13 protein-coding genes are annotated in these 15,133 nt (G+C 66.7%); 2 read left to right on the top strand and 11 right to left on the bottom strand.

The window, feature by feature from the left end; genetic code table 11:
• Positions 1 to 24: 24 nt before the first annotated feature.
• Positions 25 to 1,287 (bottom strand): glutamate-5-semialdehyde dehydrogenase, encoded by a 1,263-nt coding sequence (locus AC3D24_RS10345; RefSeq protein WP_489030375.1) that lies wholly within the window; start codon positions 1,285 to 1,287, stop codon positions 25 to 27.
• 78 nt (positions 1,288 to 1,365) lie between these two features.
• Between AC3D24_RS10345 and AC3D24_RS10350 the strand changes: the two genes are divergently transcribed.
• Positions 1,366 to 2,475: a DUF3667 domain-containing protein gene (locus tag AC3D24_RS10350; RefSeq protein ID WP_489030377.1), complete on the top strand. Its 1,110-nt coding sequence runs from the start codon at positions 1,366 to 1,368 to the stop codon at positions 2,473 to 2,475.
• 149 nt (positions 2,476 to 2,624) lie between these two features.
• On the opposite strand, the gene AC3D24_RS10355 is transcribed toward AC3D24_RS10350, so the two are convergent.
• From AC3D24_RS10355 to ruvB, 7 genes are all read right to left on the bottom strand, one after another.
• A complete protein-coding gene (locus tag AC3D24_RS10355) occupies positions 2,625 to 3,002 on the bottom strand; it encodes a hypothetical protein (RefSeq protein ID WP_235518258.1) in 378 nt (125 codons plus the stop codon).
• A 63-nt stretch (positions 3,003 to 3,065) separates the two neighbouring features.
• Positions 3,066 to 4,973, bottom strand: a complete 1,908-nt coding sequence (gene ftsH / locus AC3D24_RS10360) for an ATP-dependent zinc metalloprotease FtsH (RefSeq protein ID WP_243644099.1) — start codon at positions 4,971 to 4,973, stop codon at positions 3,066 to 3,068.
• Positions 4,974 to 5,158: 185 nt separating this feature from the next.
• Entirely contained in the window at positions 5,159 to 6,127 is a 969-nt protein-coding gene (gene tilS / locus AC3D24_RS10365; protein WP_489030378.1) for a tRNA lysidine(34) synthetase TilS, read from the bottom strand.
• Positions 6,128 to 6,320: 193 nt separating this feature from the next.
• A complete protein-coding gene (locus tag AC3D24_RS10370; protein ID WP_489030380.1) occupies positions 6,321 to 7,250 on the bottom strand; it encodes a tetratricopeptide repeat protein in 930 nt (309 codons plus the stop codon).
• 101 nt (positions 7,251 to 7,351) lie between these two features.
• The gene (locus tag AC3D24_RS10375; protein WP_489030382.1) at positions 7,352 to 8,320 is read right to left on the bottom strand and encodes a helix-turn-helix domain-containing protein; all 969 of its coding nucleotides are present in this window, start codon (positions 8,318 to 8,320) and stop codon (positions 7,352 to 7,354) included.
• Positions 8,321 to 8,430: 110 nt separating this feature from the next.
• On the bottom strand, positions 8,431 to 10,704 hold the full coding sequence (gene ptsP / locus AC3D24_RS10380; protein WP_489030384.1) for a phosphoenolpyruvate--protein phosphotransferase: 2,274 nt from the start codon (positions 10,702 to 10,704) through the stop codon (positions 8,431 to 8,433).
• A 202-nt stretch (positions 10,705 to 10,906) separates the two neighbouring features.
• Entirely contained in the window at positions 10,907 to 11,932 is a 1,026-nt protein-coding gene (ruvB, locus tag AC3D24_RS10385; protein WP_132736034.1) for a Holliday junction branch migration DNA helicase RuvB, read from the bottom strand.
• A gap of 54 nt (positions 11,933 to 11,986) precedes the next feature.
• Here ruvB and AC3D24_RS10390 point away from each other — a divergent pair, with 54 nt between their 5' ends.
• On the top strand, positions 11,987 to 12,895 hold the full coding sequence (locus AC3D24_RS10390) for a 2-hydroxyacid dehydrogenase (RefSeq protein ID WP_489030387.1): 909 nt from the start codon (positions 11,987 to 11,989) through the stop codon (positions 12,893 to 12,895).
• Between the two features lie 170 nt (positions 12,896 to 13,065).
• Here the strand turns inward: AC3D24_RS10390 and ruvA are convergent, their stop codons facing one another.
• The 3 genes from ruvA to AC3D24_RS10405 form a co-directional block, all read right to left on the bottom strand.
• The gene (ruvA, locus tag AC3D24_RS10395) at positions 13,066 to 13,665 is read right to left on the bottom strand and encodes a Holliday junction branch migration protein RuvA (RefSeq protein ID WP_489030389.1); all 600 of its coding nucleotides are present in this window, start codon (positions 13,663 to 13,665) and stop codon (positions 13,066 to 13,068) included.
• A complete protein-coding gene (ruvC, locus tag AC3D24_RS10400; protein ID WP_489030391.1) occupies positions 13,662 to 14,168 on the bottom strand; it encodes a crossover junction endodeoxyribonuclease RuvC in 507 nt (168 codons plus the stop codon). The genes ruvA and ruvC overlap by 4 nt, the downstream gene beginning before the upstream one ends.
• A gap of 195 nt (positions 14,169 to 14,363) precedes the next feature.
• A complete protein-coding gene (locus AC3D24_RS10405) occupies positions 14,364 to 15,107 on the bottom strand; it encodes a YebC/PmpR family DNA-binding transcriptional regulator (protein ID WP_056477859.1) in 744 nt (247 codons plus the stop codon).
• Positions 15,108 to 15,133 lie beyond the last annotated feature (26 nt).

The raw sequence follows: 15,133 nt of genomic DNA on the forward strand, positions 1-15,133 counted from the left end.
ACATGCGCTTTCCACCTCTTACAATCAACCGCGCACCTGGCCGGTGCCGCGGCCGATCCATTTGTAGGTGGTAAGGCCTTCGAGCGCGACCGGGCCGCGGGCGTGAAGGCGGCCGGTGGCGATGCCAATCTCCGCGCCGAGGCCGAACTCTCCGCCATCCGCGAATTGCGTGGACGCGTTCCAGAGCACGATCGCGCTGTCGACCGCGGTGAGGAAGCGCTCGGCCACTGTCGCATCCTCAGCGACGATCGCGTCGGTGTGGTGCGAGCCGTGGCGGGCGATATGCGCGACCGCCGCGTCGAGGCCGTCGACGATCGCGACCGAGGCGATCGCGTCGAGATATTCGGTGTCCCAGTCGGCTGCGTCCGCCACCGCTATGGCGGGAACGAGCGCACGTGCGGCCGTATCGCCACGGACTTCGCAGCCGGCATCGACCAGGCTCTGAATCAGCGACGCGGGCTCGGCATAGTCCCGATCTATCAGCAGCGTTTCCATCGAACCGCAGACACCGGTGCGGCGCATCTTCGCGTTGACGACGACCGCCGCCGCCATCGCAGGGTCCGCAGACGCATCGACATAGACGTGGTTGATGCCGTCGAGGTGCGCGAGGACGGGCACGCGCGCTTCGGCCTGGACACGGGCGACGAGGCTCTTGCCGCCGCGCGGTATGATCAGGTCGATCACCCCGTCCGCCTTGAGCATCGCGCCGACTGCCGCGCGATCGGTGGTCGGCACGAGTTGCACCGCCTCCACGGGCACCCCGCCCGCTTTCAGGCCCTCGACTAGCGCCGCATGGATCGCGCGATTGCTCTTTACCGCTTCGGACCCGCCGCGCAGGATCGCTGCGTTGCCGGCCATCACGCACAACGCCGCCGCGTCCGCAGTGACGTTGGGGCGACTCTCGTAGATGATGCCGATCACGCCGATCGGTACGCGAACGCGCGAGAGCTTCAGGCCGTTCGGACGCTCGCTAGCGTCGATTACCTGTCCGACCGGATCGACGAGCGCCGCCACCGCGGCCACGCCGTTAGCCATCGCTGAGACGCGCGCCGCGTCTAATCGCAACCGGTCCAGCAGCGCGCCCGAAAGACCAGCGTCCGCTGCACGCGCCATGTCTTCCGCGTTCGCCGCAACGATAGTCGCCGATTCCGCCCGGATCGACTCCGCCGCCGACGCCAGCGCTGCAGCCTTCCGCGCGGACGGCATCGACGCCAGCACCAGCGTGGCCGAGCGCGCGCGGCGGCCCATTTCGGCGATCAATTCGGTCGGATTTTCTGCGTCGGCCATGGCTCGCGCGGTAGCATGCGATGCCCCTCGCGCCAACGCCGCGAACTCGTTACGCTCGCGATATTACAAGGGGGACTCATGACCGGAGATATCGGAGCAGCGGCGGACATCGCCACGGGGGCCCTAATCGGGCGCGCGTTCGAACCGAAAGCGGGGGACGCCCATCGCGCCCATGCCGGTCACGGCCCGGACGATGCGCTCTGTCTGAATTGCGGGACGCGGCTGCTGGGCGAGCATTGTCACGCCTGCGGGCAGTCGGCGCACGTCCATCGCTCGCTCGGCGGGATCGGACATGAGATCGCGCACGGGGTATTCCACTTCGAAGGCAAGATCTGGCGGACGTTGCCGTTGCTGATGCTGCATCCCGGCACGCTCACCCGGCGTTACGTCAACGGCGAACGGGCACGGTTCGTGTCGCCGCTGGCGCTGTTCCTGTTCACCGTCTTCCTGATGTTCGCGACGATCGGTGCGGTCGGTGGCGAGCTGACCGACACGTTCGTCAACGACGAACGTCCGGGCCAGACCGCCGACTATCTCCGCGAGGCCGCCAAGACGCGCGCCGCTCTCACACGGGTCGAAGCGCAACGCGCGGTCGCGGCGAAAGCGGGCCCGCGCTACACAGGCGCGTCGGTGGCCGATCTCGACGAGCATGCGGCCTCGCTCCGCACCACGCTCAAGGCGATTGCCGCCGCTCAGGCCATCAAGGGAGACGTGAACCACGGGCCGATCGTTGACCTGGGCGACTTCAAGACCGGATGGGAACGGCTCGACCACGGCATCGCCAAGGCCAATGGCAATCCAGGGTTGATGATCTACAAGCTGCAGACCAGCGCGTATAAATATAGCTGGGGCCTGATACCGCTATCGGTGCCGTTCGTCGCGCTACTGTTCCTCTGGCGGCGCAAGCACCGGCTATACGATCACGCGATCTTCGTGACGTATTCGCTGGCGTTCATGATGCTGCTGACGATCGTACTGATCATCGGCCACGTCGTTGGCATGCCGGATTCGACGCTGAGGCTCGCCGCCGTCGCGGTTCCGCCGATCCATATGTTCGCCCAACTACGCGGGGCGTATTCGCTGCGGAAGCGGTCGGCGGCCTGGCGGACGGTCGCGTTGCTGACGTTCGCGTTCACGGTATTGCTGGCGTTTATCGTGCTGTTGCTGCTGCACGGGCTGACGGATTGAGCGCTATCCGGCGGGTTCTGCCAACTCCCGTTCGTGCTGAGCGAATTCGAAGCACCTTCGCGCGGGGTATGTCCTTCGACTTCGCTCAGGACGAACCGGAAAAGAGGACACCCCCTCCTTCCTTAACTTCCCAAAGACTCCGAATATCCTCAACGGCAGGGGTACAGATTCGCCAGGACGCGGGCGTAGCCGTCCTTGAGGGGGCGTTTCTGGTAGCTGGCGGGGAGTTCGTTGAGGCCATCGAGCATGTCCATGATCCCGACCGACTCACCTTCCGGAACGCAGGCGATCGGTGGTTTGCCGGCGGCAGCGCGAGCGGCGCGTTCTGCCTTCAGCTGATTGGTTGCGGCCTTGGCTTCGGCCTTCAGGGCGGGGAGGTCGGGGGACATCAGCGCCATCGGGCCCTGGTCGCGCAGCGCGTTGGCGCGGGCCAGGAAGGTGCCGACGGTCATTGCCGCGCTTGCCGGCATTGCCGCGCCGACCATCAGTAGCGCTGCGACTACAGCCTTGGAACGCGAATACGACATGGGCGGACTTTCCGAGAAAAGACCGCCCATGGAGTTACTTAGGTGACTGCCGGGTGAACCAGATCACGCCCCCAACGGAGTCGGTGTTCCAAACGGACCGGACGGACGCCGCGTCTTGGGGATCGACGTGCCCGCACGCGGGACGGTCGACGCCTTCGCACCCGGATCCGGCCGATCGAGATCCTCGCCGGCGATCAGCTTCTTGATCTCGTCACCGGTCAGCGTCTCGAACTCGAGCAGTGCGCCGGCTACGGTGTGGAGCTGATCGACATGATCGCTCAGCACTTGCTTGGCGCGGTCGAGACCACCTTCGACGATCCGCTTGATCTCGTCGTCGATCAACTGCGCGGTCTGGTTCGACATGCGCGACGGACGGCTCGACGAGTAACCCAGGAACGACTCGCCCTCGGGCTCGCCGTACTCGAGCGGACCAACCTTGTCGGACATCCCCCAGCGCGTGACCATGTCGCGCGCCAGACCCGTGGCGTACTGGATGTCGCCCGATGCGCCCGACGAGACCTTGTCGTAGCCGAAGATCACTTCCTCGGCGACGCGGCCGCCCATCGACACAGCGAGGTTCGCGTACATCTTGTCGCGGTGATAGCTGTACGAGTCCCGCTCGGGCAGACGCATGACCATGCCCAGCGCACGACCGCGCGGAATGATCGTCGCCTTGTGGATCGGATCCGACGCGGCCTCGTGCATCGCGACGACCGCATGACCGGCCTCGTGATACGCGGTCATCCGCTTCTCGTCGTCGGTCATGACCATGCTGCGACGCTCCGCGCCCATCATGACCTTGTCCTTGGCCTCCTCGAACTCGGCCATCGCCACCAGACGCTTGCCCTTGCGCGCCGCGTGCAGCGCCGCTTCGTTAACGAGGTTGGCAAGATCCGCACCCGAGAAGCCGGGCGTACCGCGAGCGATTACGCGCGCATCGACGTCGGGTGCGAGCGGCACCTTCTTCATGTGCACTTCGAGGATCTTGATGCGACCCTCGATGTCCGGCCGCGGCACGGTGACCTGGCGATCGAAACGGCCCGGACGCAGCAGCGCGGGGTCGAGCACGTCGGGACGGTTGGTCGCGGCGATGATGATGATGCCTTCGTTCGCCTCGAAGCCATCCATCTCGACCAGCAGCTGGTTCAGCGTCTGCTCGCGCTCGTCATTGCCATTGCCGAGACCGGCGCCACGATGACGACCGACCGCGTCGATCTCGTCGATGAAGACGATGCACGGTGCGGACTTCTTCGCCTGCTCGAACATGTCGCGGACACGGCTCGCGCCGACGCCGACGAACATCTCGACGAAGTCGGAGCCCGAGATGGTGAAGAACGGCACGCCAGCCTCACCCGCGATCGCGCGGGCGAGCAGCGTCTTGCCGGTCCCAGGCGAGCCGACCAACAGCGCGCCCTTGGGGATCTTGCCGCCGAGGCGTGCGAACTTGGTCGGGTCCTTCAGGAATTCGACGATTTCTTCCAGCTCTTCGCGCGCTTCGTCGATGCCGGCGACGTCCTGGAAGGTGACCTTACCCTCCTTCTGTGTCAGCATCTTCGCACGGCTTTTCCCGAAGCCCATCGCGCCGGAGCCCGAATTCTTCTGCATCTGCTTCAGGACGAAGAACGCGATGCCGAGGAACAGCAGGAATGGCAGCGACTGATACAGGAGGAGCGCCAGCATGGACGGACCCTCTTCGGGCTTCGCGCTGATCGATACGCCCTTCTCGCGCAGCTTCGGCACGAGCGTCGAGTCCGGGATGGGATACGACTTGAACTTCTCGCCCGAGGACAGTGTCCCCGAGATGATATCGCGCGAGATGTTGACGTCCTTGACGGTGCCCTCGTCGACCTTGTCGAGGAACGCCGAATACGCAATCGTGTTACCGCCCGACGCAGCCGTGCGGCCGTCGAACATGGTCACGAACAGCGCCAGCGCGAGCAGGATGCCGACCCAGATCAGCAGGCTTTTCATCCAAGGATTGCCGCCGCCATTCTCGGGGCCGCCGTTTCCGGAGCCCTGGGGCTTCTGACCGCGGTTGTCGTTGTCGCTCATGGGTGCACGATACCTTTCACCGCACAAGATAAGCGCGCGCAGGTTAATGGCAATGGAACAACGCGCGACTTGCGTTGATCAGTGTGAACGGATGGGTACGTGGGTCAGGCGGGGGCGCGACGCGGGGGTGCCTCGCGGAAGCGCCAGACGTCGCCGCGTACGCTCGCGATAATCCCGGCCTGCGTGGTGCGCTTGCCGGCCATCAGCGAGTCGAGCAGGCTTTCGATGTTGGCGGCCTCGGTCCATTCGGGCGCGACGATGCCGGCGTCGGTGCGGACCATGCCAATCGCGCGGCGGGCGAGGCGGCGGAGGATTTCGCGGGGGAGGTTCTCGACCGCAAGCTTAACTTCGCCGCCGCCGACCTTGGCGCGTTCGGCCCAGATCCATTCGACCATCGCGCGGACGTCGGTATCGGTCTCGGCGAGCGCAGCGGCGGCGCGCGCGAGGTTGGGGGTGCCGAGCCATTCGTTCTCGCCGAGCAACCGGCGGAAACGCGTGCGATCGTGGCGGTCGTCATGGTTCGAGGGATCGTCGAAGAACGGCACTTCGGCACGGCGGACGATCGCGCGGAGTTCGGCGCGGCGCCAGTCGAGCAAAGGGCGGACGACGATGACGCCGTGGACTTCGGTGCGCGCGCGGACGCCGGCGAGTCCCGCGAGGCCGGAGCCGCGCGCGGCGCGCATGAGGAAGGTCTCGGCCTGGTCATCGGCGTGGTGGCCGGTGACGAGCGCCCCTCCCCCGATCGCGCGGGCGTGATCGGTAAGCAGGGCGTAGCGCGTGGTGCGGGCTTGAGCCTGGACGCTGGCGCCGGTGATCGGTTCGGTTGGCGCTAGCGTCGCGTGCGGGATGCCGAGCGTGGCGCAATGCGCGGCAACCATGGCGGATTCCTCCACCGCTTCAGGGCGGAGGCGGTGGTCGATGCTGGCGACCGTGAAACCGGGGGGCAGGGCCTCGTGCGCGAGCGTGAGCATCGCCATGCTGTCCGGGCCGCCGGAGACGGCGAACAGCGGGTTGGTGATGTCGCTGGCGAGCCGCGCGAAGTCGGCGGCGAAGCGGCGTCCTTCTTCGGTCATGCGGTGCGCGTCATCATCGTAAAAAGTCCACCACCCCGGCGTAGGCCGGGGTCCAGTTGGGAAACGTTGCTGATCAAGTGCTGCGATCCGTTACTGCGACCTTTCCAACTGGGCCCCGGTCTCCGTCGGGGTGGGGCCGGTTCGCGAGGTGCAGACACGAACAGGCGGTCACGCTCAACCATCAAGATATCGCTTACTTGCACTTCGCCGCGGAGCGCCCGGCGGCAACCTGCCCCTTCATCGCGGACGCCATCTTGGCGCCGTAGACGTCGTTCAGCTCGTCATATACCTTGCACGCATCCGCTGGCTTGTTGAGCTTGGTCAACGCCTGCCCCAGATACAGCAAACTGTCCGGCGCGCGTTCACCCTCGGGCATCTTCTTGTAATTGTCGTAGAACGCCATCGACGCGAGGCTCGGCTTGCCCTCGTCGAGATACGATCGGCCGAGCAAATTTTGCGCATAGCTGGCGCGCTTGCTCTTGGGATACTCGGCGACGACCTTCTTCAGCTGCGCCTCGGCCTGCGGGTATTGCTTGGCCGCCCACAGGCGGTAGCCATACATATACTCGTCCTCCGCCGGATCGCCGGTCGAGGGCTTCTCCACCGAGACCTTCGTTGGTGCAGGCGTACCCGGCTTGGACGCCGTCTCGGGGCGCGTCGTCGGGCGCGAGGGGCCGCCGTTCGAGGGGTCGTCGGGTTCGATCGGACCGCCAGTCGCGGCGATCGGCGCGGGGCCGGTCTCGATCGTCTTGATCCGCGCGTCGTTCGAACGCCGGTAATTGTCGAACGCATCCTGCAACTGGCGCGTGCGGTTCTGGTTCTGCTCGATCTGCTCGGTGAGCGAAGTCATCTGCTGTTCGAGCGACGTCACGCGCTGGTTAACGTCGGCGAGCGCGCTGGTCGCGGGCGAGCCAGGCCCCGGGCCCTGCTCGGCCTGCGGCGCGCGCACTTCGGGTTGGAGCATCTGTCCGGCACCACCCGGAAAGACCTTGCGCTGGACCGCGCGCATTTCGCTTTCGAGCTTGCCGACGCGGCCTTCGACATTCTGCGCCTGGGCGCCGCTGGAAACCGCTACGGGCAAGAGGGCCGCGAGGCAGACGCCGATCAGAATTGACTTACGCATGGGTCACACCCCCCGGTGGATTGGTTAATCGTCCGGCTATAGCTGCAACATCCATCCTGTCGCCAGCCTTAAGGCATTGCGCTTTTGCAACGGCACCGCGTTTACGGCGTCGGCGATGCCGTAGCGGCAGGCGGCGGATTGGCCGCGGCTTCGATATTGGCGCGCTGCGTTTCGGTCAGCGGTCGGCGCGGCGTGCGCGGACGACTGGCACGCGATCGCTCGGACGAGCGGGTCGCGGTCGGCGACGACGACTGCGTGGTTGGCGTCGCCTGCGGCTCGGGTGTACCGGCGAGACGCGCCGCGATCGCAGGCGCACCGACACGAACGTCCTTGATCGCGCGCTCGCCGGTTCCGAGCGGCGGCACCGCGGCGCCATTCAACGTCACCGCCAGCTTGTCCGCGCGGCCGATGTTAATCATCGGATCCTTCGCATCCTTGGGCACGTCGAACTTGTCGCCCGGCTTCATCGTGCCGAGGTAGAGCGTCTTGTTGTCGGCATCGTAGACCCGCATCCACACCTCGTCCGACGCGGTCAGCGTGACCTGCCCGTTGGCGGGCGTCGCCGGCGCGGGCACCGGTTGGGCGGTCTGTGCTGCAGGTACGGTCGTCTCCGCGACCGGCACGGCGACCGACGACGACGAGGAACCGCGGAACATGTCTGTGCCATACCACAGGCCGACCAGCACCAGCACCGCGATCGCCAGACCCAGTGCGACGATCGCGAGGCCGCGCGACGGCACGCGCGACGGATCGGTCATCTCGTACGGTTCGTATTCGGGCGTCTTGCGTCCGAGCTTGGCAACGTCCTCGCGGACGAGCTGCGCGATCCGGACCTCGTCCAAGCCGACCGCGCGGGCATAAGCGCGCGTGAAACCGACTGCATAGGTGGAGGAAGGCAGCGCCGAATAATCGGACTGCTCGATCGCTTCGAGATGGCGCAACGGCACGCGGGTGCGCGCGGCGATGTCCGCCACGCTCAGGCCCTGCGCCTCGCGCGCGTTTCGAAGAATGTCGCCGGCGCGCTCTGGTACAGCGGGCGCAGCGTTCTGGCCGGTTTCGACCTCGTCCATTCTTATCTCCGAAGCCGGGCTGCGTCGCGTTGCCCGTTATGTCCCCCGTCTTTCAGAGGGCCCTAGCCGTGTCAACGCGCACGCTGCCCAGAACCCCCGCTTTCGGACGGTCAGACGATTTCGACGCCGTTTTCGGTCGCCCAGGCGGTGAGCGCGCCGCGCATGTCGCGGGGAGGATCCGCCAGCAATGCTGTCATGTATTCGATGAGCGCGGCGCGATCGAGCGAACGCGTCATTGCTTTGATCGGGCCGACGGCCGCGGGAGTAATCGACAGCCGCTCGATCCCGAGCCCGATCAGCGCCATCGCCTCCAGCGGCCGTCCGCCCATCTCGCCGCACACCGCGAGATCGACCTTCGCCGCCCGAGTCGGTGACACCAGCCGCGCGATGAAGCGGAGGATCGACGGGCTGAGCCAGTCATAGCGCTCGGCAAGCTTGGGGTTGGCGCGATCGGCGGCGAACAGGAATTGCGTGAGGTCGTTGGTGCCGATCGACAGGAACTCGATTCGCGGCAACAGCACGTCGAGCATCTCGGCGAGCGCCGGCACTTCGAGCATCGCGCCGTAGCGGATCGCGAGCGGCAGTTTGCGGCCCCTGCCTTCCAGCCAATGGCGTTGCGCCTCGAACAGCGCGCGCGCCTCGTCGAACTCCCACGGCTCGCTGACCATCGGGAACATGACGTTGAGCGTGCGACCGGCGGCGGCTTCCAGAAGTGCGCGGGCCTGCACCTTCATCAACCCGTCGCGCTCCAGGCCGAGGCGCAGTGCGCGCCAGCCCATCGCCGGGTTCTCCTCGTCGGAATCTTCCTTGTTGAGATACGGCAGCGCCTTGTCGCCACCGATATCGACGGTGCGGAAGATCACCGGGCGATCGCCCGCCGCGTCGAGCACTTCGCGGTAGAGCCTCTGCTGGCGCTCGCGCTGCGGTAGCGTGGCGGAGACGAGGAACTGGAACTCGGTGCGGAACAGGCCGATGCCATCCGCGCCGGTCACGTCGAGTGCTGCGACGTCGTCGCGGAGGCCTGCGTTGACCATGAGGGTCAGGCGGTGGCCGTCCTTGGTGATCGGCGGCACGTCGCGCAGGGCAGCGAACGCCGCCTTGCGCTTCTGGCGCATCGCGAGGCGCGCCTCGAACGCTTCCTCCATCGCCGCAGAGGGCCGTGCGAAGACGTTGCTCTCGGCGCTGTCGAGCAACAGCATGTCGCCCTCCGCCACCAGCCGGCGGATGTCGCGGACACGGCCGAGCACGGGTACGCCCATCGCGCGCGCGACGATCGTGACGTGCGCGGTCAGCGAGCCTTCTTCCAGGATCACGCCTTTGAGACGCCGCTTGTCGTATTCGAGCAATTCGGCGGGGCCGAGGTTGCGCGCGATCAGGATCGTGTCCTGGCGAAGACCCATCTGCGCGGCGGTACCCATCTGGCCCGAGACGATCCGCAGTAGCCGGTTCGACAGGTCCTCCAGATCGTGCATCCGGTCGGCGAGCAGCGGATCGTCGATCTGGCGCATGCGCTGCCGAGTACGTTGCTGCACGCGCTCGATCGCCGCCTCGGCAGTCAGGCCGGAGTCGATCGCCTCGTTGATGCGCCGTGCCCAGCCCTCGTCATAGGCGAACATCTTGTAGGTCTGGAGCACTTCGACATGCTCGCCGCCGACGCCGAATTCGGCCTCGCGCGTCATCCGGTCGATGCCTTCGCGCATCTTGTCGAACGCCGCATAGACGCGGTGGCGCTCGGCGTCGGTGTCCTCGGCGACGGTGTGCTCGATATGGATGCGCGGCTGGTGATAGACCGCGAAGCCCGCGCCCATGCCGTCGACCAGCTTCTGGCCGGGGATGCGCATCGCTGCGGTCGACTGCGGCCGATCCGCGCCGCCGCCGGTGGTGTCGATCAGCCCGGCATTGGCGATCAGTTCGGAGAGCACCATCGCCACCGTCTGCAACGCCTCGATCTCGACGTCCGCGTATTTGCGACGATCGGTGTGCTGGACGGCCAGGACGCCCACGGAACGCTCGCGGCGGATGATCGGCACGCCGGCAAAGCTGTGGAAACGATCCTCGCCGGTCTCGGGCTTGTAGGCGAAATCGGGATGGCTGGCGGCCTCGTCGAGGTTGAGCACCTCGACGTCCTCGGCGATCGTGCCGACCAGACCTTCGCCGAGCGCGAGCTTGGTGACGTGGACGGCGGCCTGATCGAGCCCGCGGGTGGCGAACAGTTCGAGCACGCCTTCGCGCAGCAGGTAGATCGAGCAGACTTCGCTGTCGATCGCGGTGGCGATGATGCCGACGACGGCGTTCAGCTTGGCTTGCGCAGACGTGCGCGATGCCATCACGTCGTGAAGGCTGGTGAGGATTTCGCGGGCGGAGGCGGCGGCCGAAAGGGGCATTCGCGTTGGCTATCAGATGAAGCGCTTGGGTGCCACGCAACAAAAGCAGTGCCGGGGCGAAGTTCGATCGATCTCTGGGTGTGGATTCTTACAACCTCTGCCGTCATGCCGGGCTTGTTCCGGCATCCATGGTTCCGCAGACTCGACAGTAGTGAGTTCGCGGCGCTGTGGACCCCGGAACACGTCCGGGGTGACGAAGGCGTTACGCGTCGAACAAGCCGTCCTGGCTTCCGGCCGGTGGGTTCAGACCCAGGTGTTTCCAGCCGCCTGCGTTCAGGAACCGGCCGCGAGCGGTGCGCGCGATCAGGCCGAGCTGGATCAGGTACGGCTCGATCACCTCTTCGATCGTGTCGCGGGGTTCGCTCAATCCCGCCGCCAGCGTCTCCACCCCGACCGGACCGCCGCGATAGATGTCGGCGATCATCATCAGGTATCGCCGGTCCATCGCATCGAGCCCGAGCGAATCGACCTCCAGCCGGTTGAGCGCCGCATCCGCCGCCCGCGCGTCGACCGTCTCATGCCCCGCGACATTGGCGAAATCGCGCACCCGTCGCAGCAGTCGCCCGGCGATCCGCGGCGTCCCCCGCGCACGACGCGCGATCTCCATCGCACCATCCTTGGCAATCCCCAACCCGAGCAGGCCCGCGGCGCGCGTGACCACCCGCTCCAGTTCCTCGACCGTGTAGAATTGCAGCCGTACCGGAATCCCGAAGCGATCGCGCAGCGGCGTCGTCAGCAACCCTTGCCGCGTCGTCGCACCGATCAGCGTGAAGCGCGGCAAATCGATGCGGACGCTGCGAGCGGACGGTCCCTCGCCGATCATCAGATCGAGCGCACGGTCCTCCATCGCCGGGTACAGCACTTCCTCGACCGCGGGCTGCAACCGGTGGATCTCGTCGATGAACAGCACGTCGCCATCCTCGAGATTGGTCAGCAGCGCGGCGAGATCGCCCGACTTGGCGATCACCGGCCCCGAGGTGGCGCGGAACCCCACCCCCATCTCGCGCGCGACGATCTGCGCGAGCGTCGTCTTGCCGAGCCCCGGCGGTCCGAAGAACAGCACGTGATCCAGCGCATCGCCGCGCGACTTCGCCGCCTGGATGAAGATGCGCAAATTCTCGCGCGCGGCCTTCTGCCCGACGAATTCGTCGAGGCTCTTTGGGCGCAGCGCGGCGTCGACGTCTTCGGGACGCTTGGCGGCAGTCAGGATGCGGTCTGTATCGGTCACCCGTCCGCGATAGCCCGCTCGCGGTGGAGGGGGCAAGGCGGCTATAGGCCCGCGATGACCAACGAAACCACACTTCCCGACCTGTATCTGTTGGCGGGAGTCTCCGCCGCGCTGGAGCACGCGCTGGCCCAGCGCTTCACATTGCACCGCAAGGACCCACCGGTAACGACCCGAGCGATCGTCGGTGGCGGCACGAGCGAGGTCGATACCGCGCTGCTCGATCGCCTGTCCGCGCTGGAGATCATCGCGATTCACGGCGTCGGTCATGACGGGGTCGACCTCGCTGCGACCAAGGCGCGTGGCATCGCGGTGACGACCACGCCCGACGTCCTGACCGACGACGTCGCGGACCTCGCCATCGGGCTGATGCTCGCGGTGCAGCGGGGAATCGCGGCTAACGACCGAGCCGTGCGGGATGGCGAGTGGAAGGTCGATCTTGCGCGCCGGGCGAGCGGTCGGCGGATCGGCATTTTCGGCCTTGGTCAGATCGGCAAGGCCATCGCCAAGCGCGCACGGCCCTTCGCGGACGATCTCCATTATACTGCCCGGTCGGCCAAGCCCGCGTTCGAGGGCGTGTTCCATGCCGATATCGCCTCGCTCGCGACGGCATGCGACGTGTTGATCATCGCCGCGCCCGGTGGCGAGGATACGCACCATGTCGTCGATGCCGCTGTCCTGATGGCGCTCGGCGAGGACGGCATCCTGGTCAACATCGCTCGCGGAAGCCTGGTCGACGAGCCAGCGCTTGTGGCGGCGCTTCAGGCCGGGACGATCGCCGGAGCGGGTCTCGACGTGTTCGCCGACGAACCGACCGTACCCGATTCGCTCAAGACGATGGATCAGGTCGTCCTGTCACCGCATCAGGGCAGCGCGACCGTCGATGGGCGGGCGGAGATGGCGGCGCTGGTCGTCGCCAATCTCGACGCGCATTTTGCCGGGAAAGCGTTGCTTACGCCGCTCTGAAACGGGTGCAACCTGGAACGGGGGCAGCCCCTTTCTCCGTTCGCCCTGAGCCAAGTCGAAGGGTGTGCCCAAGTGCAGGTGCTTCGACTTCGCTCAGCACGAACGGAAGATGGGGAGAATGGGCCGCACGTACTTAGGCTGAAGGGTATGAACCGGGAGCGGCCCCAACCCTAGGACTTTGACGCCTTGCGCAACGCCAGGCGCACGAGCGCATCGAGCGAAGCCCCCGGCCCCAGCTCCTCGTCGGCCGCCGCCACCGCCAAACTCGCCTCGTTCGGCCGGAACCCAAGGTTCAGCAACGCCGACACCGCATCCGCCGAAGCCCCAGGCGCCGCATTGACCACCGCCGGTCCAAGCCCGAGCGCGATGCCGCCGACCTTGTCCTTCAGTTCCATGACGATCCGCTGGGCAAGCTTGGGCCCGACGCCATTCGCCCGCGCGACCATCGCCTTGTCGCCACTCGCGATCGCGCGGCTCAGGTCGACCGGCTCCAGTGCTGACAGGATCGCCAAAGCCACCCGAGCGCCGACGCCCTGAACCCCCGTCAGCAAGCGGAACCAGTCGCGCTCGTCCGCGCTGGAAAAGCCGACCAGCCGCTGGAAATCCTCGCCGACCAGCAATTCGGTAAACACCGTGCACGCCTCGCCGATCGGCCCGAGCGCCGACAGCGTGCGCGCCGATGCGCCGACCAGATAGCCGACTCCGCCGACGTCGATCACCGCATGGTCGATACCGGTCGAGTCCAAACGTCCCTTCAGATGCGCGATCATGCGCCTACTCCCGTTCGTCGCGACAGCGCCGCGGCACTCGCGACATGATGCGCGTGCGTGATAGCCACCGCCAGCGCGTCGGCCGCATCCGGCCCAGCCAGCTTCGCGCCGGGCAGGAGCACCGCCATCATCGCCTGAATCTGCTTCTTGTCCGCACCACCGGTGCCGACGACGCCCTTCTTGACGGTCGACGGATGGTATTCGCCGATATGCAGCCCCGCCCCGGCGGCGGCGAGCAGCACGACGCCGCGCGCTTGCCCCAGTTTCAGCGTCGACTGCGCGTTTGTGTTGCCGAGCACTTCCTCGACCGCCGCGCCGTCCGGGCGTTCGGCGCGGATCACGTCGATCAGTGCGTTGTACAGCGCGGTCAGGCGGCGGGGGAGCGCCATCGACGGATCGGTCTTGATCTGGCCGTTGGCGATATGGCTCAGCCGGTTGCCGTCGGCGCGGATGACACCCCAGCCCGTGGTGCCGAGGCCGGGGTCTAGTCCGAGAATGATCATAGGAAGGAAGAAGGTTGGTTCACGCGGAGACGCGGAGACGCGGAGGTGGCGCGTGTTTGGCGAGCGTCTCGCGTCAGCGGGACTTTCACTCCGCTAGGCTGGCCGACAGATATGAGGCCGCTGGCGCGGAGGACGGATCCACACGGCGCAAATCTCCGCGTCTCCGCGTCTCCGCGTGAACCCACCTTCTTCATCTCAACCCAGCGACTCCATGATCTCGTCGGAGATTTCGTAATTGCCCCACACCGTCTGCACGTCGTCGTCGTCGTCGAGCGCGTCGATCAGCTTGAACAGCGTCGCCGCATCGTCCGCACCGACCGCGACCATGACCTGCGGGCGCCAGGCGAGCTTGGCGCCTTCGGCCTCGCCGAGCTTGGCTTCCAAAGCCTTGGCTACCTCGTGCAGGTCGCCCTGCGCGGTCCAGACCTCGTGGCCGTCCTCGCTCGACGTGACGTCTTCCGCGCCCGCTTCGAGCGCGGCTTCGAACACCGTGTCGGCATCGCCCGCGCTCGCCGGATACGAGATCAGCCCGACGCGGTCGAACGCGTGGCTGACCGAACCGCCCGCGCCGAGGTTGCCGCCGTTCTTGCCGACCGCGACGCGCACGTTGGTCGCGGTGCGGTTGCGGTTGTCGGTCAGCGCCTCGATGATCAGCGACACGCCGCCGGGACCGAAGCCCTCATAGCGGATTTCCTCGTAATTCTCGGCATCGCCGCGGCTCGCCTTGTCGATCGAGCGCTGGATGTTTTCCTTCGGCAGCGACGCCGCCTTGGCCGCGTTGACCGCCGCACGCAGGCGCGGGTTCATGTCGACGTCGGGCAGGCCCATCTTGGCCGCGACCGTGATCTCGCGGCTGAGCTTGCTGAACGCCGACGAGCGCTTCTTGTCCTGCGCGCCCTTGCGGTACATGATATTCTTGTATTTGGAATGGCCTGCCATCGGTGCCTCTTTAGCTGATGGCCCCG

It is taken from the genome of Sphingomonas sp. SL1004 (assembly GCF_057815015.1).

Excerpts from the sequence above, each read along its gene's own strand:
- AC3D24_RS10345 (WP_489030375.1), bottom strand. The coding sequence starts at position 1,287 with ATGGCCGACGCAGAAAATCCGACCGAATTGATCGCCGAAATGGGCCGC.
- AC3D24_RS10350 (WP_489030377.1), top strand. The coding sequence starts at position 1,366 with ATGACCGGAGATATCGGAGCAGCGGCGGACATCGCCACGGGGGCCCTA.
- AC3D24_RS10355 (WP_235518258.1), bottom strand. The coding sequence starts at position 3,002 with ATGTCGTATTCGCGTTCCAAGGCTGTAGTCGCAGCGCTACTGATGGTC.
- ftsH (WP_243644099.1), bottom strand. The coding sequence starts at position 4,973 with ATGAAAAGCCTGCTGATCTGGGTCGGCATCCTGCTCGCGCTGGCGCTG.
- tilS (WP_489030378.1), bottom strand. The coding sequence starts at position 6,127 with ATGACCGAAGAAGGACGCCGCTTCGCCGCCGACTTCGCGCGGCTCGCC.
- AC3D24_RS10370 (WP_489030380.1), bottom strand. The coding sequence starts at position 7,250 with ATGCGTAAGTCAATTCTGATCGGCGTCTGCCTCGCGGCCCTCTTGCCC.
- AC3D24_RS10375 (WP_489030382.1), bottom strand. The coding sequence starts at position 8,320 with ATGGACGAGGTCGAAACCGGCCAGAACGCTGCGCCCGCTGTACCAGAG.
- ptsP (WP_489030384.1), bottom strand. The coding sequence starts at position 10,704 with ATGCCCCTTTCGGCCGCCGCCTCCGCCCGCGAAATCCTCACCAGCCTT.
- AC3D24_RS10390 (WP_489030387.1), top strand. The coding sequence starts at position 11,987 with ATGACCAACGAAACCACACTTCCCGACCTGTATCTGTTGGCGGGAGTC.
- ruvA (WP_489030389.1), bottom strand. The coding sequence starts at position 13,665 with ATGATCGCGCATCTGAAGGGACGTTTGGACTCGACCGGTATCGACCAT.
- ruvC (WP_489030391.1), bottom strand. The coding sequence starts at position 14,168 with ATGATCATTCTCGGACTAGACCCCGGCCTCGGCACCACGGGCTGGGGT.
- AC3D24_RS10405 (WP_056477859.1), bottom strand. The coding sequence starts at position 15,107 with ATGGCAGGCCATTCCAAATACAAGAATATCATGTACCGCAAGGGCGCG.